This window comes from Enterobacter cloacae complex sp. ECC445 (genome assembly GCF_021892025.1).
Lineage (GTDB): Bacteria > Pseudomonadota > Gammaproteobacteria > Enterobacterales > Enterobacteriaceae > Enterobacter > Enterobacter chengduensis.
Map to the genome: position 1 here is coordinate 25,808 of NZ_JAKLRZ010000031.1, position 20,454 is coordinate 46,261.

A 20,454-nucleotide genomic window follows, 5' to 3' on the forward strand; every position below is an offset into this window, starting at 1 on the left:
CATGTCACAGAACTGGATGAGACATTTCGAGTTGCAGCTCCTGGACGAGAACGGGCAGGGGATTGAGCTCAGCGATTTTAAAGTGACCTTTACGATCGACTGGTTCAACATCAGCAGCGCGTCACGGGTGGGGACGTTCAAAATTTACAACCTGTCTGCAGATACCTCCAACCGTATAACCGGCAAAGAGTTTTCGAAAGTTCGGCTGATTGCCGGTTACGACGGTATCGCGCCGGAGGTATCGGCAAGCGACGTCGGGACCGTGCGCGAAGTCGACGCGGCGGACGTGGGACAGAGTGATGGCCGCAACTATGGACTTATTTTCAGCGGTGAAATTCGCTACTCGGTCACCGGTAAAGACAGTCCTATTGATTCCTACGTCCTGATTCAGGCAGCCGATACGGATCTGGCTTTTGCCACCAGCATAACGTCGCAGACGCTGGCGGCCGGTTACACGGTCGCAGACGTGAACCGCGCGCTGATGAAAGACTTCGAGGCCAAAGGTGCGACCGAAGGCCTGACGCCTGAAATGCCTGCTACCGTATTCCCCCGGGGCCGGGTGCTGTTCGGCATGACACGGCACCTTATGGATAACGTGGCCGGACAATGTGGCGCAACATGGCAGTTCGTAGACGGCCAGCGGCAGATGGTAGCGAATAACGAGTATGTTCACGACGCGATTGTGCTCAACAGCGCTACCGGGCTGATCGGTATGCCACAGCAGACCATCGGCAACGGCGTAAACGTCCGCGCGCTGATTAACCCGAACATCCGGGTTAACGGGCTCATTCAGCTGGATCAGGCTTCCGTGTATCGTACCGCGCTGTCGAACAACGATATCGCTATGGCCGGTGGGCAGATCACCGACCAGAACACGGACGGAAATATCACGCTCAGCGGCACCACGGCGCAGCCTGCCAGCATCGCAACGGATGGCGTTTATATTGTGCGCGGGATTATGTACACTGGCGACACAAGGGGGCCGCCGTGGTACATGGATATGATGTGCGAAGCGCGTGGCGCGGCGGATCTCCGTTCGGCGTCGTCTTTACAGCGGGAGGTAGGATAGTGAAAAAGTGGATTGTTATCGGACTCTGTTTTCTTCCTGGATTGGCGTTTGCTACGAATCCTGGCGGCATCACACTTCAGTGTGGTGGCTACAAATTGGAGTTGATACCTGATTCGCTGTTCAGGATTAATGGTGAGACTGTTACCTCCCAGAAAATTAAAACTCTTGGTAATGGCAATGGAATGAAGGCTGATATGGGCCTCATGCCGGCCAAAGACGGTAACAATTACGGTTTCGAGTTTATTCGCCGCCCGGGTACCGAAAAGCGTTTCTTGAATGTTCAGCTTCTACAGAACAGCATGGATGCCCCAAAGATTATTGGCTCGTTTCCTTGCGTGAAGGTGAGCGGCTGAATGGTCGGAAGTTCGCTTTTTTTAATCCTGATTCTTGTGGCCGTAGCAGTAATTCCCCGCTGGATAAGCCGCCATAAGAAGAAAAAAGATGATGAATTTCTGCGTAGTATCAATTACTCCCATCGCATACCGGAAGTAAAGTCTAAGCCTAAAAATGGAAAGCGCCGAAGTTCTGAAGAGGTTCTTGCCGATGGTATAGCTTATCAAAAGCTATTAGGTGATGATTTCAGGAAGAAAGCGAAAGCCACGCAAATTCAGGCTGAACGAATTGGATCTCCGGGGTATGTTTGGCAGGGTTCGGATTGTTGCCCTGCATGCGATAAGCAGGCGGGGAAGAAATTTAAATGGGCTAAGCCACCAAAAACGGGCCACCCAGGTGAAGGGAAGTTATGCCCAAACGGTTACTGTCGATGTTGGGCTGAGGTCATCATTCCTCGACCAAAGATTAAATAGCTGAATTATCACTTAACCCGCCACCTGGCGGGTTTTTTCTTTCTGGAGCCTACCAAATGGCAGTATCTGACCAGACCCGCAGCGGCGACCTTGCCGAAACGTTCAAATCTGAGCGGGAGACAACAAAGAACCAGATCCGCGTCGCTCTGCCTGGCATCGTTCAGTCATTCGATCCTGATGCGGTTACGGCGGTTGTGCAGCCTGCTATCCGTTCGGTTGAAACTGATAACGACGGGAACCGCATTACCAAAAATTACCCGCTGCTGGTGGATGTACCGGTAGTATTTCCGCGCGGCGGGGGATGCACGCTAACGTTCCCGGTTAAAGCCGGTGATGAATGCCTGGTGATTTTCGCCGATCGCTGCATCGATTTCTGGTGGCAGAACGGCGGGGTGCAGGAGCCTGTCGATGACCGGGTGCATGATTTATCGGATGCGTTCTGTATCGTCGGGCCGCAGTCGCAGGCGGAGAAAATCAGCGGAATAAGCACCAGTGGCGCACAGCTGCGTACTGATGATGGTGCTGCGTTTGTGGAAGTGGCCGCAGGTCATAACATCACGGTAAAAACTCCCGGCGCGCTGACGGCGACCGCAGAAGGAGGAACCACGATCACATCACCCACCATCACGCTAAACGGCAACGTGACAATAAACGGGAATCTCTCTCAGGGTATGGGCGAAAGTGGCGGTACCGCGACGATGCTCGGACCTGTCACGGTAACTAACGATGTGAAAGCTGGTGGTAAGAGCCTGATGACGCATACGCACGGCGGAGTACAGACTGGCGGCGGTAATACAGGAGCGCCTAACTAATGCGATACAGACGTGAAGATGACGATGGCGATTACACCTTTGGCAGCGGCGATGATACCTGGCTGATTAACTCACCGGATGCCGTGGCGCAGGCCGTGAAAACGCGATTCGAATTGTGGTACGGGCAATGGTTTCTCGACACCACGGAGGGGACACCGTGGATTCAGTCCGTACTCGGTAAGCAGAAGCCGGAAACCTACAACCTGGCGATCCGTAAGCGCATCCTCGAAACGCGGGGCGTTAAATCCATCATCTCTTTCAATACGACAGTGAATACTACGACGCGCCGCGTCTCCTTCACTGCTGAAATCGACACTATCTACGGAACAACGACAGTAACCAGCGAGGCATAAATGGCCCTCAATTTGGACACACTCGGCTTATCGGCAACGGTAACCGCTGAGGGGATCAGCGCGCCTGATTACCAGACGATACTCGATACCCTGACGAGCTATTTCCAGCAGATTTATGGCAGTGACGCTTATCTGGAGCCAGACAGTAAAGACGGCCAGATGGTGGCGCTGGTGGCGCTGGCTATTCACGATGCCAATAACACGGCCATCTCCGTTTATAACTGCTTCTCACCTGCTACGGGTTACGGTGCAGCGCTGACGAGTAACGTAAAAATTAACGGTATCGCGCGCCGGGGAGCGACGAACTCTACCGTGGATCTGCTTCTGACCGGTACCGCCGGGACATCCATCACAAACGGGACCGTGAAAGACACGAATAACGTGATCTGGCGGCTTCCTGCCTCGGTGACGATTGGTGTCGGCGGTACCGTGACGGTAACTGCAACCTGTTCAAACAGCGGAGCGGTTGCGGCGCTGGCCGGGACGATTACCACTATCAACACGCCGACCCGTGGCTGGGCATCGGTAATCAACCCGGCGGCGGCCACCGTAGGCGCACCGGCTGAAAACGACGCAGAACTGCGCATCAGGCAGGGGCAAAGCGTCGCTCTGCCGTCACTCACACCGTTTGAAGGTGTCGACGGTGCGATCGCCAACGTTGCAGGCGTGACGCGTCACAAGCTCTACGAGAATGATACTGGTGCAACCGACAGCAACGGGCTGCCGCCTCATTCCATTTCCGCCATCGTCGATGGAGGTGATGTTACCGAGATAGCCCAGACAATCCGGGGAAACAAAGGGCAGGGAACGGCAACTTACGGGACAACCTCTGTCACGGTACCGGATACCTACGGCAATCCACACGTGATCAGCTTTTCGCGGTCTACTGATGTCCCGATTTACGGGCATATCACCCTGAAAGCATTCACCGGCTACACGTCGCAAATTGGCGTACAGATTCAGCAGGCCGTCGCGGATTACATCAACGGGCTGACCATCGGCGACGATGTGCTGCTGAGCAGGATTTATTCTCCGGCGAACCTCGGCGTAGTGAGTGGCGGCAATGCGCGTTACTACGACATACAGGAGCTGCTGATTGGCAAATCAGCCGGTAGCGTAGCGGCGGCAAACATCATTATCGCCTACAACGAATCCGCGTCGTGTAAACCCGAAAACATTGTTCTAACGGTGACGTCATGAGCAAGTACACGGACCTAATCACCAACTATCACGCCACTAAGCCCAGATTCTTTGATCACGTCGACCTGAGCACGCGGCCACTGATTGATATCACTGCCTCCACCCGGGGGCTGGTAAGCGCTTTCGACATCGATACCGCTGTCGGAGTCCAGCTCGATACGCTCGGCCTCTGGATTGGCCGCAGTCGCATAGTCAGCCAGCCGATAAGTGGCGTTTATTTCTGCTGGGACACAGACGGGCTCGGATATGACCAGGGCGTATGGCAAGGCCCGTATGACCCGGATTCAGGTTACACCACTTTAAGTGATGCAACTTACCGCATCGTTCTTAAAGCAAAAATTGCTATCAACAACTGGGACGGTCGCAATGATTCGCTGCCTCCCATCCTTGACGCTGCAACTGCAGGCTCCGGCCTGAAGATGCAAATCGTCGACAACCAGGACATGACGATCTCGGTCTGGGTATTTCCCGAGACTGACATTTCTGAAGTGTCCCTCGAACTGATAGCCGCTATCAAGCAGGGCTATCTCACTGTTAAAGCCGCTGGCGTATGGGCCGGTGATGTTGAAACGCCTTCGGTAGAAACACCGTCCGAGGGTTCAAAATTCTTTGGGTTTGATATGGATAACGAATACATCGGCGGGTTCGATGTTGGAGCATGGGGGACTTTACTCTAATGGCAACAAATAACTTTAAAGCGTTCGCACTTGATCCTAACGCTAACGTCACATCACAGGCAGAGTGGGAAGCACTTCCGGCTCTGCTTTCTGGCTTTACGGCAGGCAAAGCATCCAGCGCACAGGTCAACAAAGCAATTCGCCAGGCGACCACGATCGCTGCGCTGGTGGGCCAGTTTATTGCGAACTCTGGCGCGGATGCACTGGACAATGCTGACGTTAACGGTCTGGTGACAAAATTCACGAATGCGCTTATCGCAAACCTCCGTTTGGGAGCAGGCGCACCAGCGATCGGAATCCCGTTCTTCTGGCCGTCCTCCGCAATGCCGAATACCGTAATGACCGAATGGGCTGATATGGTGTTTCTGAAGTTCAACGGAGCGACATTCTCAGCGACAACTTACCCGAAACTGGCGCTTGTTTTCCCTGGCCTGGTTCTTACTGAATCACGGGGCGAATTTCTTCGTGTCTGGGATGATGGTCGCGGCGTTGATAGCGGACGAACGTTATTGAGTGCTCAGGGCGATGCGCTGCAAAACATTACCGGCAGTTTGCTGGATGTTACCGCAGGGCCAAATAACACAACTACAGGCGCTTTTAGCTCAAGCACGCTTACGCCAAACCTCTCTTCCATTCCTACTGGTGGGAATTACAAACAATCGAACTATTCGTTTGATGCCTCTCGTGTCGCACGAACTTCAGCAGAAACCCGTCCACGTAACATTGCATTTAACTTTCTCGTAAGGGCGAAATAATGAAACCTGTTTTTGATAAAAATGGTCTGGCTACAGAACCGGGCGACATCCGCTGTTTTTATTATGATCCGGATACCGGGGAATATACCGGTTGGTCTGATGAGTACATTAATACTGGTGTAAGCATGCCCGGGCATTCAACAGACATTGACCCTGGTGATGGAGTGGCGGGACAAGTAGCCGTATTTAAAAATGGAGCCTGGAGTCAGGAAGAAGATAATCGGGGCGAGATTGTCTACTCAACCACTGACGGAATGCCATCCACTATTGATTATATTGGCCCTGTGCATGTTGGGTACACTACCACCGCGCCTTCAGGCCCGTATGATAAATGGGACGGTGAAAAATGGGTTACTGATGCGAATGCGGAACATGCAGCTGACGTTGCGGCTGCAGATGAAGAAAAAATAAATAAAATTGATCAGGCCAATGAGTACATGAACAGTAAACAGTGGCCTGGTAAGGCTGCTATGGGCCGTTTGAAGGATACAGAGAAGGAACGATATAACGAATGGCTTGATTATCTGGATGCGCTGGAAGCTGTCGATACCACCAGCGCACCAGATATCGAGTGGCCTACGCAGCCTTAAGGCGACGCATAAACCCAAAAAAGGCTGTCGGGGATATTCCGGCAGCCTTATTCACATCACAGACCAACCTGACGAACTGTCGGGAATTCAGAAACCAGCCACATGTCGGATTCTTCAAACATATCCTCCAGCATACGATTCAGTTTTTCCCGATCGCTTTTGCTGGCATCGCTATTTAAACCGTTCGCCTGCATCGGCTTCACCTTCACCTCGGCATCCGGGAAAATCTGGTGCACCCGCTTCGTTAGTTCGGCCAGGATAATCTCTCTGGCTCCTTCAAGTCCCTCTACATTTCGCTTGTCATAAACCAGTTCAACGAACATTAAAGCCTCCGGAAAACCACTGTGGTTGCATACAGTATTTTTACTGTAAAAATAAACAGTGTCAAGGCGAGCGCAGCGCGAGGAAGGGGTGTATTTTTGTTACCATTAGTTACAAATAGAAAAACCCCAGACCGTGAAATCTGGGGTTCTTTTAAAGTGCACGTGCATTTCACGTGCATTTTTTTGTCTTTTCTCGGTCTGCACTCTGTCTGGTCAGAGTCCGTAAGTGGCTGTTTTTATTGCCGCTGTCCGGTTGCAGTCCTATCAAAAATGGTGGAGCTGGCGGGAGTTGAACCCGCGTCCGAAATTTCTACATCCTCGGTACTACATGCTTAGTTTGTCTTTACATTCGCACGCCAGCTGCGGACAGACACGCCACTAACGAACTAGCCTGATTAGTTTTAACGCTTCAACCCCAGGCAGGGCTTCCACGCGATCTCTTTTGGGTTTGACCTCTCTTTGATCCCCGTCTTAAGAGCGGAAGCTAGGGAGAGAGGGCTCAGAGCAGGTTATTAAGCTGCTAAAGCGTAGTTTTCGTCGTTTGCGACTATTTTTTTGCGGCTTTTAACGAGGCAAACCGCCCCTCGGCATGCACCTTGGGTTTCGCAAATCCCGTCGAATCCAGAATCAGCCCCAATAGTGTTGAACTGAGTATACCAGATTTCACTTCCTGGATACCAGCCCGGAACGCTAACTTATTGAATAGTACAATAAGTGTGCAGAATCAACGTCCTGCGTTTTTCATAATGCGCGCTTTGTCCAACTGCCACTCGCGCTCTTTCAGGTCAGTACGTTTGTCGTGCTGTTTTTTACCCTTCGCGACGCCAACCTTCACTTTGCACCAGGCGTTTTTCCAGTACAGCGACAGGGCAACCACGGTGAAACCTTCACGGTTAATGCGCCCGTAGAGGGATTCCAGCTCGCGCTTGTTCAGCAGCAGTTTACGCGTGCGCGTTGGGTCACACACGTAGTGCGACGAGGCGACGGTCAGCGGCGTAAAGTTCGCGCCGAACAGGAAGGCTTCGCCATCTTTCAGGATCACGTAGCTATCGCCGATGTTGGCTTTCCCGGCGCGCAGCGATTTTACTTCCCAGCCTTGCAACGCAAGGCCAGCTTCGAATTCTTCTTCAATGAAATACTCGTGGCGAGCACGCTTGTTGAGCGCAATGGTCGCCGAGCCTGGTTTATGTGCTTTTTTCTTCGTCATAAGTGTCGTAAAGCCGTCGGTAATCTGATTTCAAAAAGTCACCTCATTGCGTCCCGTGAGGTCTAACGCGCTATCTTAGCACGAGATGAGGCTTAGCGTTTTTTTAACAGGTGATAAATGTTATTATTTGTCCGTTGTGTGATCATGGAAAATGCTATGCCTCAGATTAGCCGTACTGCGCTTGTGCCTTACAGCGCGGAACAGATGTATCAGTTAGTGAACGACGTTCAGTCTTATCCGGAGTTTATTCCGGGGTGTACCGGGAGCCGCGTTCTGGAGTCCGGCCCGACGCAGATGACCGCGGCGGTGGATGTCTCCAAAGCGGGGATCAGCAAGACGTTCACCACCCGCAACACGCTGACCAGCAATCAGAGTATTTTGATGCATCTGGTGGATGGTCCGTTTAAAAGCCTAATCGGGGGCTGGAAGTTTACGCCGCTGAGCGCAGACGCCTGCCGCATAGAGTTCCAGCTGGATTTTGAGTTTACCAACAAGCTGATTGAACTGGCGTTTGGCCGCATCTTTAAAGAGCTGGCTTCGAATATGGTTCAGGCGTTCACCACCCGCGCCAAAGAGGTTTACAGTGTCGCATAAGATTGCTGTCGAAGTGGTGTACGCGCTGCCCGAGAAGCAGTATCTGCAGCGCGTGACGCTGGAAGAGGGGTCGACAGTTGAGGCGGCTATCCACGCTTCCGGCATCCTTGAGCTTCGCAGCGATATCGATCTGGCGAAAAATAAGGTCGGTATTTACAGCCGTCCGGTGAAGCTGGGTGACGTGCTGAAAGAGGGCGATCGGGTGGAGATTTATCGTCCGCTGATTGCCGACCCAAAAGAGCTGCGTCGCCAGCGTGCGGAGAAATCGGCTAAGTAGCGCTTTCTTCCCCTCACCCTGATCCTCTCCCCAAAGAGACTAGGGGATCAACACAAAACAAAAAAGGTGCTCATTGAGCACCTTTTTGCATTTCTGACGCCGGATTATTTGGTCAGGGCAGGCTTGTTGTCGATGTTGGTCAACACACCGGCGCTGCTGAAGGTCAGCGTCAGGGTCTGCTGGGTCGCATCTTCATGGCCCGGCTTTTGACGGAATACATAGAACCAGGTGTTAGTGCCGAACGGATCGGACATCATCGGGGTTCCCAGTGCATAAGCGACCTGCTGTTGTGTCATACCCACGCGGATTTTGGACACATCGTTAGGGGTAAGGTAGTTCCCCTGGTTGATGTCAGGACGGTAAACCACTTTCTCCAGAGTGGAACAGCCTGCGGTCAACATCAGAAGAACCGCTGCGGCAGCGGTCAGCATTTTACAACGCATAGTGATTTGATTCCTTTTCGGGCCCGAGCAGAACGCGGCTCATATGTAATATGCCGATGATAATAGACCTTGCCCCACTTTGAAACCGGTCTGGCGGCGTTTTTGTTGTTCTCTATGACCCTGAGATCCCGAAAAAGTTTATGCCGCCAGCAGTTCTTTCGCGTTCGCGAGCGTGTTACGCGTGACTTCGCTGCCGCCGAGCAGGCGTGCCAGCTCCTGCAGACGCGCACGTTTATCCAGCGGCTTCATGTGCGTTTCGGTCATTTCGCCGTCGGTTTCTTTGCTGACGATAAAGTGATGATGTCCACAGCCCGCGACCTGCGGCAGGTGGGTGACACACATTACCTGCGTGGATTCACCTAGCTGGCGCAGCAGTTTACCCACCACCGCCGCCGTAGGACCGCTGATACCAACGTCCACTTCATCGAAGATCAGCGCCGGGGTGTCCATTTTACGCGCGGTGATCACCTGAATCGCCAGCGCAATACGCGATAGCTCACCGCCGGAGGCCACTTTGGAGATCGCCTGCAGCGGCTGCCCCGGGTTGGTGGTAACGCGGAACTCGATGCGATCCGCGCCTTCCGCCGTCAGGTGGTTCTCTTCAAAGCGAACGTCAATGGTGAAGACGCCGTGCGGCATCGCCAGCGTGTGCATGCTGTCGGTTATATGCTGGCTGAGCTCCTGAGCGTAATGCTGACGGATTTCATGCAGCTTTTGGGCCGTCGCCAGCGCCTGTTCATGGTGCAGGTTCACCGCCAGAGAGAGGGTTTCCTGCGAGTCAGCCTGATCGTCAAGCTGCTGCTGTTCTTCCAGCAGAGCCTGATAGTAGCCCGGCAGCTCTTCTGGCGTGACGTGGTGCTTGCGCGCCAGCGAAATCTGACGGGAAATGCGCTGTTCCAGCTCAAACAGACGGTTCGGGTCGAGATCCAGACGTTCACAGTAGTGGCGCAGCTCGTCACCGGCTTCGGAGATCTGGATCGCCGCTTCTTCCAGCATATCCAGGACGCCAGAAAGCTTGCTGTCCATACCGACCAGTTCGGTAATCAGCTGACGGACGTTATACAGCTGGCTCTGCAGGTTTACGTCTTCGCCATCCGCCAGCAGGTTGAGCGCATTCTGACTGGTTGAGAGCAGTTGGCCGCTGTTCGCCAGGCGCTTGTACTCTTCATCGATTTGCTCAAATTCACCGGGCTGCGGGTTGAATTCGTTCAGCTCTTTAAGCTGGTACGCCAGCAGCTCCGCACGGGCGGCGCGCTCCTGGCTTTGCTGCTGGTGCTGGGCCAGCTCGCGGCAGCTCTGATGCCACTGGCGATAGTGCTCCGCCATAAGCTGAGTAAGCGCGTACTCACCCGCATAGCCATCCAGCAGCGCTTTCTGCTGTTCAGGTTTGACGAGCTGCTGATGGGCGTGCTGGCCGTGGATCTGGATAAGCAGCTGGCCGAGTTCGCGAAGCTGGGAGAGCGGAACCGCCGTGCCGTTGATAAAGCCGCGTGAGCGGCCGTCGCTGCTGATGACGCGGCGAAGTAAACACTCACGTCCATCTTCAAGCTGGTTCTGTTCCAGCCAGCGCTGGGCGGCAGGGGTGTCCTTCAGAGAGAAGCGGGCGCACAGGTCGGCGCGGTTTGCGCCCATGCGCACCATGTCGCCCTCAGCGCGGCCGCCAAGGCACAAGCCGAGGGCATCAATGGCAATGGATTTACCCGCACCGGTTTCGCCGGTGATCGCCGTCATGCCGCTGTGGAAATCGATCTCAAGCTCACGAACAATGGCAAAGTTGCTGATGGTCAGTTGTGCCAGCATAATTGTTTTCCTGTATGAAAAACCATGACTGTTTTTTCATACAGTATAAACTGGTTTTTTATACAGTAAAGACCTGGATGCAAAATCAGAACAATTTTTTTGACCAGCCAAGCTTCGAGCTTAATGTGTTGAAATAGCTGTAATCTTTCGGGTGAATCAAATTAAGGTGGTAATCACACCGACGAATCAGGACATCTTCACCTTCCTGAATCGGCAGCGCTATCTGGCTGTCGCAGCTGATCTCCAGGTCGTTACGCCGGTGCGAGAAGCGCAGACGGATCGTGCTGTCGCCGTTGATGACCAGCGGGCGGGCGGAGAGCGTGTGCGGGAACATCGGCACCAGGGTAATGGCATCCAAAGAGGGCGTCAGGATCGGGCCGCCGGCAGAAAGCGAGTAGGCGGTTGAGCCGGTGGGGGTGGAGATAATCAGGCCGTCAGAACGCTGGGAGAAGGCAAAGATCTCGTCAATATAGACTTCAAACTCAATCATATGCGCCACTTTACCAGGGTGAAGGACGACCTCGTTAATGGCGGTGCTGATGCGTTTCTGACAGTCCTGCTGGCACACCTGCGCTTCCAGCAAGAAGCGTTTTTCGCTGATATAGTGGCCTTCCAGCACGTCCGCCAGCTGCTGCTGCGCATTGTCCGGGTCGAGGTCGGTTAAAAAACCGAGATTGCCGCGGTTGATGCCGATGACCTTGATGTCATAGCGCGCCAGCGTGCGGGCCGCGCCGAGCATGTTGCCGTCGCCGCCCACCACCACGGCGAGATCGGCCTGTTGGCCAATTTCCGCCAGCGTGCCGGTTTTGACGCTCTTCAGCTGCAGCTCCTGCGCAATCTGCTGCTCGACCATCACTTCATAGCCTTTGCTACACAACCAGCGATACAACATTTCATGTGTCGTTAGTGCGGTAGGGTGACGCGGATGCCCGACGATCCCAATACACCTGAAATGATTATTCATTTTCTGGAGGTCCTTGTGCCTGATGAATGATGACAATCTGTCTTGTTCCCTTGAATCCCGGAAACTGATCCCCATAATAAGCGAAGTTAGCGAGATGAATGCAGAAAAACGCGGAGAAATTCATGAGTAGTAAAGAACAGAAAACGCCTGAGGGGCAAGCCCCTGAAGAAATTATCACGGAACAGCACGATGAAGTTGAGGCTGTAGAGCCAGACGCATCTGCTGAGCAGGTGGACCCGCGCGATGAAAAAATTGCGAATCTGGAAGCCCAGCTGGTAGAAGCACAGAATCGCGAACGCGATGGTGTTCTGCGCATCAAGGCGGAAATGGAAAACCTGCGTCGTCGTACCGAGCAGGACGTTGAGAAGGCGCATAAATTTGCGCTGGAGAAATTCGTCAACGAACTGCTGCCGGTCATCGACAGCCTCGATCGCGCCCTTGAAGTGGCTGACAAAGCAAATCCGGACAACGCGGCGATGATCGAAGGTATCGAACTGACGCTGAAATCCATGCTCGACGTGGTGCGCAAGTTTGGCGTGGAAGTGATTGCCGATACCAACGTTCCGTTGGATCCAAACGTTCATCAGGCGATTGCCATGGTTGAATCTGAAGAGATTGAAGCCGGTAAGGTGCTGGGCGTGATGCAGAAAGGTTACACCCTGAACGGCCGTACCATTCGCGCAGCGATGGTGACCGTGGCGAAAGCGAAAGCGTAATTTGCTACCTGTAGCGCCGGGTGGCGGCGTTCGCCTTACCCGGCCTATATTTTATTCGGCAATACTTTCCCGAAGCGGCGTGACGGGCAGAACCTTCACCTGCTTAATCATATTGTCCTGCACGTCCAGGATATCAATGTCGTACTGCTCAATGCGCACCCGCGTGCCCGCCGCCGGGATCTCTTCCAGCGCTTCCAGAATCATCCCGTTAATGGTCCGGGCCTCGTCTTCCGGCAAATGCCAGTTAAAGGCTTTGTTGAGTTCACGAATGTTCGCGCTACCGTCAATCAGCACCGAGCCGTCGTTTTGCGGAGTAACCTCTTCCGCGAGGGAAGGCGACATTGACGTGGTAAAGTCCCCGACGATCTCTTCCAGAATATCTTCGACCGTCACCAGCCCCTGAATATCGCCGTACTCGTTGACCACCAGGCCGACCTTTTTCTTGTTGCGCTGGAATTTCACCAGCTGCGTGCTGAGCGGCGTTCCTTCCGGCACGTAGTAAATCTCGTCGGCGGCGCGCAGCATGACCTCTTTGGTGAACTCTTTTTTCTCGGTCATCAGGCGGTAGGCTTCGCGCACGCGCAGCATGCTGATGGCGTCGTCCAGCGAGTCGCGATAAAGCACAATACGCCCGTGCGGGGAGTGCGTTAGCTGGCGGACGATGGCTTTCCAGTCATCATTGATGTCGATGCCGACGATTTCGTTACGCGGCACCATGATGTCGTTCACGCTCACCTTTTCCAGATCCAGCACCGACAGGAGCATGTCCTGATTGCGACGGGAGATCTGCGAGCGGGATTCATGCACGATGGTGCGTAACTCCTCTTTGCTGAGCGCGCTGCTGATGGTGACGTCGGCTTTGATGCCCACCATCCGCATCAGGACGCGCGTCACCATGTTCAGCAGCCACACCAGCGGCATCATCAGGATCTGCAGCGGCGCGAGCAGGAAGCTGCTCGGGTAGGCGACCTTTTCAGGGTAAAGCGCGGCGATGGTTTTCGGCAGCACTTCGGCAAACACCAGCACCACGAACGTCAGCACGCCGGTGGCAATCGCCACCCCGGCGTTACCGTACAGACGCATCCCGACGATGGTGCCGAGGGCGGAGGCCAGAATATTGACGAGGTTGTTGCCGATGAGCACCAGGCTTATCAGGCGATCCGGCTTGCGGAGCAGTTTTTCAACGCGACGTGCGGCACGGTTACCCTGCTTAGCGCGATGCCGTAACCGGTAGCGGTTTAAGGTCATCATGCCGGTTTCCGAGCCGGAGAAATAGGCGGAGATGACCACCATGACGATCAGCGTAACGATCAGCGTGGTGGTAGAGATGTGTTCCAGGGGGAACTCCTTTGTTTCTTAGCCAGCAAATTGCTGTATGAAGCGGCTGCCAAAATAGGCAAGGGTCAGAATGCCCGCACCCGCGACGTTGAACCAGACCACGCGACGTCCGCGCCAGCCTTCATGGTAATGGCCCCATAACAGGACAATATAGACAAACCACGCGATGATGGAGAGCACCGCTTTGTCGATATTCTCCACGCTGAACAGGTTCTTCATGTAGAACAGACCCGTGCAGAGCGTCAGCGTGAGCAGCACTACCCCCACCTGGGTGATGTGGAACATCTTACGCTCAATGACCATCAGCGGCGGCATCTCGTGGTTAAACGCCAGCTTTTTGTTTTTGAGCTGGTAGTCAATCCAGGCGAGCTGCATGGCGTAAAGCGCGGCGATGATGAGCGTCGCGTAGGCAAAGAGCGACAGGCCGATATGCACCAGCATCCCTGGCGTTGCCTCCAGATGCGTAATGAACTCATTAGGCATAAAGGTGGCTAAAGCCAGATTGATCAGCGCAAAGGTGTAGACAATCGGCAGCAGCAGCCAGCCGCGATTTTTAGACGCGACGATGGTCATCACCGTGCAGATCATCAGGCTGACCAGCGAGCCGACGTTAAGGACGCTCAGGTTTTGCACGCTGCCGTCGCCGGGGATGATGCGTGATTCCAGCGCAAAGGCGTGGCTAATCAGAGCGATCACCGCGGAAAGAATGGCCATGCGCCGCCAGCCGCTGTTTTTTTGCAGCAGTCCGGGAACGATCAGCGCGAGGCTGACAGAGTAGGCAACAAGGGCGATCAGTGCGAAAACAGGCATATAGGCATCGACAGTTGTCTTAATAAGAAAGAGAAGCAGTATAACGTTACGTGACGCCTGCTCCAACCGTTGCATAACAACAAAGGCGCCTTCATGTTATACTCCGGCAAAATTCTGTGTATGTGTCGCCCATGGCGGCCCAACGTTTCTACTCAGGCGAGAGACAATGTTTGATAATTTAACCGATCGTTTGTCGCGCACGCTGCGCAACATCAGCGGCCGCGGGCGCCTTACTGAAGAGAACATCAAGGAAACGCTGCGCGAAGTGCGCATGGCGCTGCTGGAAGCAGACGTCGCGTTGCCGGTTGTTCGTGATTTTATCAACCGCGTAAAAGAGAAGGCGGTTGGTCATGAAGTTAACAAGAGCCTGACCCCGGGTCAGGAGTTCGTCAAAATCGTTCGCCAGGAGCTGGTTTCGGCGATGGGCGAAGAGAACCAGGTGCTTAACCTGGCCGCTCAGCCACCGGCCGTTGTGCTGATGGCGGGCCTGCAGGGTGCGGGTAAAACGACCAGCGTCGGCAAGCTGGGTAAATTCCTGCGCGAAAAGCACAAGAAGAAAGTGCTGGTGGTCTCTGCGGACGTCTATCGCCCGGCGGCGATCAAGCAGCTGGAAACCCTGGCCGAGCAGGTCGGCGTGGATTTCTTCCCGTCCGACGTGGCGCAGAAGCCTGTTGACATCGTTAACGCGGCGCTGAAAGAGGCGAAGCTGAAGTTCTACGACGTGCTGCTGGTGGATACCGCCGGTCGTCTGCACGTTGACGAAGCGATGATGGACGAGATCAAGCAGGTGCATGCCTCTATCAACCCGGTAGAGACCCTGTTCGTTGTCGACGCCATGACCGGTCAGGATGCGGCGAATACCGCGAAAGCGTTTAACGAAGCGCTGCCGTTAACCGGCGTGGTGCTGACCAAAGTGGACGGCGACGCCCGCGGCGGTGCGGCCCTCTCGATTCGTCACATTACCGGTAAGCCGATCAAGTTCCTCGGCGTGGGCGAAAAAACCGAAGCGCTGGAGCCGTTCCACCCGGACCGTATTGCCTCCCGTATTCTCGGCATGGGCGACGTGCTGTCGCTGATTGAAGATATCGAAAGCAAGGTTGACCGCGCTCAGGCTGAAAAACTCGCCAGCAAGCTGAAAAAAGGCGACGGTTTCGATCTCACCGACTTCCTTGAACAGCTGCGTCAGATGAAAAACATGGGCGGCATGGCCAGCCTGATGGGCAAACTGCCGGGCATGGGCCAGATCCCTGACAACGTGAAAGCGCAGATGGATGACAAGGTGCTGGTGCGTATGGAAGCGATCATCAACTCAATGACGCTGAAAGAGCGCGCTAACCCGGACATCATCAAAGGCTCCCGTAAACGCCGTATCGCAGCCGGTTGCGGCATGCAGGTACAGGACGTTAACCGCCTTCTGAAACAGTTCGACGACATGCAGCGCATGATGAAGAAAATGAAGAAAGGCGGCATGGCGAAGATGATGCGCGGGATGAAAGGGATGATGCCTCCCGGTTTTCCAGGGCGTTAATCGGCCTGGCTTGTTTGCCATTTTGACGCCGGGGAGTGCTCGAAATGCTCACGTACTACGTGTACGCTCCGCTTTCTGCGCGCTCGCCGACGCCAAACTGGCTGCACCGCCGACGGCCTTTTACAGCAGACTTATCAACTGCTGATTGCATTTCCCCCAAAAATCAGTAAAATTTTCGGGCTTTTAATATGACACCCGGGCTCCGTTCCTCGATGGGGCCCGGTTGTTTTATTCACACAAGAGGATGTTATGGTAACTATTCGTTTAGCTCGTCACGGCGCTAAAAAGCGTCCGTTCTACCAGGTTGTTGTAACCGACAGCCGTAATGCACGCAACGGTCGCTTCATCGAGCGCGTTGGTTTCTTCAACCCACTGGCCGCTGGCGCAGAAGAAGAAACTCGTCTGGATCTGGATCGTATCGCTCACTGGGTTGGCCAGGGCGCGACTGTTTCCGATCGCGTTGCTACGCTGATCAAAGCAGCAAACAAAGCAGCTTAATCTGTCACGGTGGTCATGATGAGCAATAAAGCACCTGTTGAACCGATCGTATTGGGAAAAATGGGTTCTTGCTACGGTATCCGTGGTTGGCTCAGAGTGTTTTCCTCCACTGAAGACGCTGATAGCATTTTTGATTACCAGCCCTGGTTTATCCAGAAAGGCGGTAAGTGGGAAGAGGTCGAGCTGGAAAGCTGGCGTCACCACAATCAGGACATCATCATCAAGCTGAAAGGCGTTGACGATCGTGATGCCGCGAATGCGCTGACTAATTGTGAAATTGTCGTGGATTCGTCGCAGTTGCCACAGCTGGAAGAGGGCGACTACTACTGGAAAGACCTTATGGGTTGCCAGGTAGTCACTACCGAAGGCTACAGCCTGGGGAAAGTCATCGATATGATGGAAACCGGGTCAAATGACGTTCTCGTCATTAAGGCAAACCTGAAAGATGCATTTGGCATCAAGGAGCGGCTGGTCCCGTTCCTCGATGGACAGGTTATCAAGAAAGTCGATCTCACTACTCAAACCATTGAAGTAGATTGGGATCCTGGTTTTTAAATTCTCCGGATAAACGGTAAAAGACGGCGCTATGTGGATTGGCATAATTAGCCTGTTTCCTGAAATGTTCCGCGCGATTACCGATTACGGGGTAACTGGCCGGGCAGTAAAGAATGGCCTGCTGAGCATCCAGAGCTGGAGTCCGCGTGACTTCACGCATGACCGGCACCGTACCGTGGACGATCGTCCCTACGGCGGCGGACCGGGGATGTTGATGATGGTGCAACCCTTACGGGACGCCATTCACACAGCAAAAGCCGCGGCAGGTGAAGGCGCAAAGGTGATTTATCTGTCACCTCAGGGACGCAAGCTTGATCAAGCGGGCGTGAGCGAACTGGCAACGAATCAAAAGCTGATTCTGGTCTGTGGTCGCTACGAAGGGATAGATGAGCGCGTAATTCAAACCGAGATTGACGAAGAATGGTCTATCGGCGATTACGTACTCAGCGGTGGTGAGTTACCGGCAATGACGCTGATTGACTCCGTCGCCCGGTTCATACCGGGGGTTCTGGGCCATGAAGCTTCGGCAACGGAAGATTCCTTTGCCGACGGGTTGCTGGACTGTCCACACTATACTCGTCCTGAAGTGTTAGAAGGGATGGACGTCCCGGCGGTGTTACTGTCTGGAAACCATGCCGAGATACGTCGCTGGCGTTTGAAGCAGTCGCTGGGCCGAACCTGGCTTAGAAGACCTGAACTTCTGGAAAACCTGGCTCTGACTGAAGAGCAAGCAAAGTTGCTGGCCGAGTTCAAAACTGAACACGCGCACCAGCAGCATGAACATGATGGGAATGCGTAATACGCTCCCGAATATCAGTTTACCCAGGATAAGAGATTAAATTATGAGCAACATTATTAAGCAACTTGAACAAGAGCAGATGAAGCAGGACGTACCTTCCTTCCGTCCAGGTGACACCGTGGAAGTGAAAGTATGGGTTGTTGAAGGTTCCAAAAAACGTCTGCAGGCATTCGAGGGCGTGGTTATCGCTATTCGTAACCGCGGTCTGCACTCTGCATTCACTGTTCGTAAAATTTCCAACGGCGAAGGCGTTGAGCGTGTCTTCCAGACTCACTCTCCGGTAGTTGACAGCATTGCTGTTAAACGTCGTGGTGCTGTACGTAAAGCTAAACTGTACTACCTGCGTGAGCGTACTGGTAAGTCTGCTCGTATTAAAGAGCGTCTGAACTAAGATTCGCTTAAGCGACATCCTGTTAGAAAGGGCTGGCCGAAAGGCTGGCCCTTTTTTTATCCCATCGCACCTCTCGCGTTAACCCTTTTGTCATAAATCATTTACAATGCTTGCCTCTTGAGTGGAGGGGACGTGGATAACGTACTGCATCAGCCTGACCGGAAACACACAGCGGCATTGACCGCGCTGTTTGCGATCCTGCTGATCGTGGTGGCGCCGCTGATCTCCGTCTCGCTGCAGAAAGATCCCATGAGCACCATGCCGGGCATGCATCATGACATGAGCATGATGTCGATGGACGCGCATCATGGCGACATGCCGTCGCACACGATGCCTGTCGACCATGCGGAAGCGTGCGGCTACTGCGTGCTGTTGGCGCATGTGCCTGGCGTGATGCTGGCGCTGATTGTCCTGCTCAGCGTGGTGCTGCAGAGGCTTCGCGTTAATCCACCGCGTCAGGCGGTCAGCCACTGGCACTTTTTCCCCTGGCTTTATCCTGATACCCGCGCGCCGCCGCGGGAGTCTGCTTTTTCCCTTTAAAAATATCGCTAACTTACTGCCTTAAAAAGGAAAAGTATGACTACCTGCACCTCGCGCGCGGCATGGGGAAACCTGCTGCGTCGCCTTCATTTTTACGTTGGGCTGTTTGTCGGCCCGTTTATCTTCTTTGCCGCGCTGACCGGTACGCTGTATGTAGCCACCCCACAGCTGGAAAACGCGCTCTATCGGCACGCGATCCACGCTGATTCCGTGGGCGAGCCGCAGCCGCTGGCGGAACAAATTGCCGTGGCGGAGAAAACCGTTGGATCGGATTTGCGTTTGCACGCCGTGCGTCCGGGGCTGGCTGAAGGTGAAACCACCCGCGTGATGTTTGCCGATCCGGCGCTTGGGCCCTCGGAGAACCGGGCTATCTTCGTCGATCCGGTAAGCCTGGCGGTGCTGGGTGACATGACGGTATACGGCACCAGCGGGATTTTACCGCTGCGTCAGACCATTGATTATTTGCATGCCTCTCTGATGCTGGGCGACGTGGGGCGGCTCTACAGCGAACTGGCGGCTTCCTGGATGTGGGTCGCCGCGCTGGGCGGTATTGCCCTGTGGTTTTATACCCGACCCAAGCGGCGGATCGACAATCGCTTCCAGACTCGTCGTCGCCTGCACGTGACGCTGGGCTGGAGCCTGCTGGGCGGGATGCTGCTGTTCTCCGCAACCGGCCTGACCTGGTCCCAGTGGGCGGGAGGGAACGTTGATAAGCTGCGGGCAGAGATGGACTGGCTCACTCCGCAGGTGAATACGACGCTATCCGGCCACCAGGAGACGGTGGATGAACATGCCGAACACCACGCTCATCACGGCGGAATGATGATGCCGGAAATGGCGATGGATTTAACGCAGTTTGACGGGGTACTAAGCGCCGCCCGCAAAGCAGGGATTGACGCCAACAGGCTGGAGATCCGCCCGGCGAAAACCGCGGATCGCGCCTGGACCGTAACGGAAATCGACCGCAGCTGGCCGACGCAGGTGGACGCCGTTGCGGTTGATCCTGCAACGCTGCAGGTTCTGGACAGAACCCGATTTGAGGATTTCCCGTTAATGGCAAAACTGACCCGCTGGGGCGTGGATTTCCATATGGGGATCTTATTCGGACTGGTGAACCAGCTGCTGCTCGTGGCGTTCGGCCTTGCCCTGTGCGTGCTCATTATCTGGGGGTATCGGATGTGGTGGATGCGTCGTCCGGCACAATCGGCAGTGAGTCCGGTACTGACGCTTTGCCAGAGCTGGCTGGCGCTCTCCGGGTGGGGAAGGGCGGTTTCGGTGATAATCAGCGTACTGCTGGGGCTGGCCCTGCCGGTCATGGGCGCGAGTCTGGCGCTGTTTGTTCTGGTGGACTGGCTGCGCTGGCGAGCGGCAACCAGGGCTACGCTCGCCGAATCATCCGCTAAATAATC

At 54.5% G+C, this 20,454-nt stretch carries 26 protein-coding genes and 1 other RNA gene; 19 read left to right on the forward strand and 8 right to left on the reverse strand.

Features of this window, described 5'->3' with window-relative positions; translation table 11 throughout:
* The first annotated feature begins 1 nt into the window (after nt 1).
* From L6R44_RS21065 to L6R44_RS21105, 9 genes are read left to right on the forward strand one after another with little or no spacing between them, the layout of a single operon-like run.
* A complete protein-coding gene (locus L6R44_RS21065) occupies nt 2-1,069 on the forward strand; it encodes a hypothetical protein (protein ID WP_237425333.1) in 1,068 nt (355 codons plus the stop codon).
* On the forward strand, nt 1,069-1,422 hold the full coding sequence (locus L6R44_RS21070) for a hypothetical protein (RefSeq protein WP_237425334.1): 354 nt from the start codon (nt 1,069-1,071) through the stop codon (nt 1,420-1,422). Before L6R44_RS21065 ends, L6R44_RS21070 begins: the two co-directional genes overlap by 1 nt.
* On the forward strand, nt 1,423-1,875 hold the full coding sequence (locus tag L6R44_RS21075) for a hypothetical protein (RefSeq protein WP_237425335.1): 453 nt from the start codon (nt 1,423-1,425) through the stop codon (nt 1,873-1,875).
* A 56-nt stretch (nt 1,876-1,931) separates the two neighbouring features.
* Nucleotides 1,932-2,687: a Gp138 family membrane-puncturing spike protein gene (locus L6R44_RS21080; protein WP_063927899.1), complete on the forward strand. Its 756-nt coding sequence runs from the start codon at nt 1,932-1,934 to the stop codon at nt 2,685-2,687.
* On the forward strand, nt 2,687-3,040 hold the full coding sequence (locus L6R44_RS21085; protein ID WP_237425336.1) for a hypothetical protein: 354 nt from the start codon (nt 2,687-2,689) through the stop codon (nt 3,038-3,040). The genes L6R44_RS21080 and L6R44_RS21085 overlap by 1 nt, the downstream gene beginning before the upstream one ends.
* Nucleotides 3,041-4,240, forward strand: a complete 1,200-nt coding sequence (locus L6R44_RS21090; protein WP_237425337.1) for a baseplate J/gp47 family protein — start codon at nt 3,041-3,043, stop codon at nt 4,238-4,240.
* The gene (locus L6R44_RS21095; protein ID WP_237425338.1) at nt 4,237-4,917 is read left to right on the forward strand and encodes a DUF2612 domain-containing protein; all 681 of its coding nucleotides are present in this window, start codon (nt 4,237-4,239) and stop codon (nt 4,915-4,917) included. The genes L6R44_RS21090 and L6R44_RS21095 overlap by 4 nt, the downstream gene beginning before the upstream one ends.
* Nucleotides 4,917-5,672 (forward strand): phage tail protein, encoded by a 756-nt coding sequence (locus L6R44_RS21100; RefSeq protein WP_237425339.1) that lies wholly within the window; start codon nt 4,917-4,919, stop codon nt 5,670-5,672. Before L6R44_RS21095 ends, L6R44_RS21100 begins: the two co-directional genes overlap by 1 nt.
* Complete coding sequence (locus L6R44_RS21105) at nt 5,672-6,262, forward strand: tail fiber assembly protein (RefSeq protein WP_237425340.1); 591 nt, start codon at nt 5,672-5,674, stop codon at nt 6,260-6,262. Before L6R44_RS21100 ends, L6R44_RS21105 begins: the two co-directional genes overlap by 1 nt.
* Before the next feature lie 56 nt (nt 6,263-6,318).
* Here L6R44_RS21105 and L6R44_RS21110 read toward each other — a convergent pair whose 3' ends face one another.
* From L6R44_RS21110 to smpB, 3 genes are all read right to left on the reverse strand, one after another.
* Nucleotides 6,319-6,585, reverse strand: a complete 267-nt coding sequence (locus L6R44_RS21110) for a DinI family protein (protein ID WP_182405422.1) — start codon at nt 6,583-6,585, stop codon at nt 6,319-6,321.
* Nucleotides 6,586-6,856: 271 nt separating this feature from the next.
* Nucleotides 6,857-7,220: a transfer-messenger RNA gene (gene ssrA, locus L6R44_RS21115) on the reverse strand.
* Nucleotides 7,221-7,309: 89 nt separating this feature from the next.
* The gene (gene smpB, locus L6R44_RS21120) at nt 7,310-7,792 is read right to left on the reverse strand and encodes an SsrA-binding protein SmpB (protein ID WP_008502505.1); all 483 of its coding nucleotides are present in this window, start codon (nt 7,790-7,792) and stop codon (nt 7,310-7,312) included.
* Between the two features lie 156 nt (nt 7,793-7,948).
* Between smpB and L6R44_RS21125 the strand changes: the two genes are divergently transcribed.
* Nucleotides 7,949-8,386 (forward strand): type II toxin-antitoxin system RatA family toxin, encoded by a 438-nt coding sequence (locus L6R44_RS21125; protein ID WP_195757742.1) that lies wholly within the window; start codon nt 7,949-7,951, stop codon nt 8,384-8,386.
* Nucleotides 8,376-8,663, forward strand: a complete 288-nt coding sequence (locus L6R44_RS21130) for an RnfH family protein (RefSeq protein WP_237425341.1) — start codon at nt 8,376-8,378, stop codon at nt 8,661-8,663. Before L6R44_RS21125 ends, L6R44_RS21130 begins: the two co-directional genes overlap by 11 nt.
* 104 nt (nt 8,664-8,767) lie before the next feature.
* Here the strand turns inward: L6R44_RS21130 and bamE are convergent, their stop codons facing one another.
* The 3 genes from bamE to nadK form a co-directional block, all read right to left on the reverse strand.
* The gene (bamE, locus tag L6R44_RS21135) at nt 8,768-9,106 is read right to left on the reverse strand and encodes an outer membrane protein assembly factor BamE (protein WP_008502502.1); all 339 of its coding nucleotides are present in this window, start codon (nt 9,104-9,106) and stop codon (nt 8,768-8,770) included.
* Between the two features lie 138 nt (nt 9,107-9,244).
* Entirely contained in the window at nt 9,245-10,906 is a 1,662-nt protein-coding gene (gene recN / locus L6R44_RS21140) for a DNA repair protein RecN (protein ID WP_237425342.1), read from the reverse strand.
* A gap of 85 nt (nt 10,907-10,991) precedes the next feature.
* Nucleotides 10,992-11,870 carry an NAD(+) kinase gene (gene nadK / locus L6R44_RS21145; protein ID WP_008502500.1) on the reverse strand — a complete coding sequence of 293 codons (879 nt, stop codon included), beginning with the start codon at nt 11,868-11,870 and terminating at the stop codon, nt 10,992-10,994.
* Nucleotides 11,871-11,992: 122 nt separating this feature from the next.
* Between nadK and grpE the strand changes: the two genes are divergently transcribed.
* Nucleotides 11,993-12,586 (forward strand): nucleotide exchange factor GrpE, encoded by a 594-nt coding sequence (gene grpE, locus L6R44_RS21150; protein ID WP_032642866.1) that lies wholly within the window; start codon nt 11,993-11,995, stop codon nt 12,584-12,586.
* 51 nt (nt 12,587-12,637) lie between these two features.
* Here the strand turns inward: grpE and L6R44_RS21155 are convergent, their stop codons facing one another.
* The gene (locus L6R44_RS21155) at nt 12,638-13,924 is read right to left on the reverse strand and encodes an HlyC/CorC family transporter (protein WP_032642864.1); all 1,287 of its coding nucleotides are present in this window, start codon (nt 13,922-13,924) and stop codon (nt 12,638-12,640) included.
* 18 nt (nt 13,925-13,942) lie between these two features.
* Nucleotides 13,943-14,734 (reverse strand): cytochrome C assembly family protein, encoded by a 792-nt coding sequence (locus tag L6R44_RS21160; protein ID WP_014884879.1) that lies wholly within the window; start codon nt 14,732-14,734, stop codon nt 13,943-13,945.
* A gap of 166 nt (nt 14,735-14,900) precedes the next feature.
* Here L6R44_RS21160 and ffh point away from each other — a divergent pair, with 166 nt between their 5' ends.
* The 7 genes from ffh (at nt 14,901) to L6R44_RS21195 (ending at nt 20,452) form a co-directional block, all read left to right on the forward strand.
* Complete coding sequence (gene ffh, locus L6R44_RS21165; protein WP_032642862.1) at nt 14,901-16,262, forward strand: signal recognition particle protein; 1,362 nt, start codon at nt 14,901-14,903, stop codon at nt 16,260-16,262.
* Between the two features lie 249 nt (nt 16,263-16,511).
* Nucleotides 16,512-16,760, forward strand: a complete 249-nt coding sequence (rpsP, locus tag L6R44_RS21170; protein ID WP_003863133.1) for a 30S ribosomal protein S16 — start codon at nt 16,512-16,514, stop codon at nt 16,758-16,760.
* A 15-nt stretch (nt 16,761-16,775) separates the two neighbouring features.
* Nucleotides 16,776-17,315: a ribosome maturation factor RimM gene (rimM, locus tag L6R44_RS21175; protein ID WP_029741020.1), complete on the forward strand. Its 540-nt coding sequence runs from the start codon at nt 16,776-16,778 to the stop codon at nt 17,313-17,315.
* A gap of 31 nt (nt 17,316-17,346) precedes the next feature.
* Nucleotides 17,347-18,114: a tRNA (guanosine(37)-N1)-methyltransferase TrmD gene (gene trmD / locus L6R44_RS21180; protein WP_010434154.1), complete on the forward strand. Its 768-nt coding sequence runs from the start codon at nt 17,347-17,349 to the stop codon at nt 18,112-18,114.
* Nucleotides 18,115-18,157: 43 nt separating this feature from the next.
* Entirely contained in the window at nt 18,158-18,505 is a 348-nt protein-coding gene (rplS, locus tag L6R44_RS21185; RefSeq protein ID WP_002914145.1) for a 50S ribosomal protein L19, read from the forward strand.
* Between the two features lie 132 nt (nt 18,506-18,637).
* Nucleotides 18,638-19,045 (forward strand): DUF2946 domain-containing protein, encoded by a 408-nt coding sequence (locus tag L6R44_RS21190; RefSeq protein ID WP_237425343.1) that lies wholly within the window; start codon nt 18,638-18,640, stop codon nt 19,043-19,045.
* A 36-nt stretch (nt 19,046-19,081) separates the two neighbouring features.
* Nucleotides 19,082-20,452: a PepSY-associated TM helix domain-containing protein gene (locus L6R44_RS21195; RefSeq protein WP_237425344.1), complete on the forward strand. Its 1,371-nt coding sequence runs from the start codon at nt 19,082-19,084 to the stop codon at nt 20,450-20,452.
* Nucleotides 20,453-20,454: the final 2 nt, after the last annotated feature.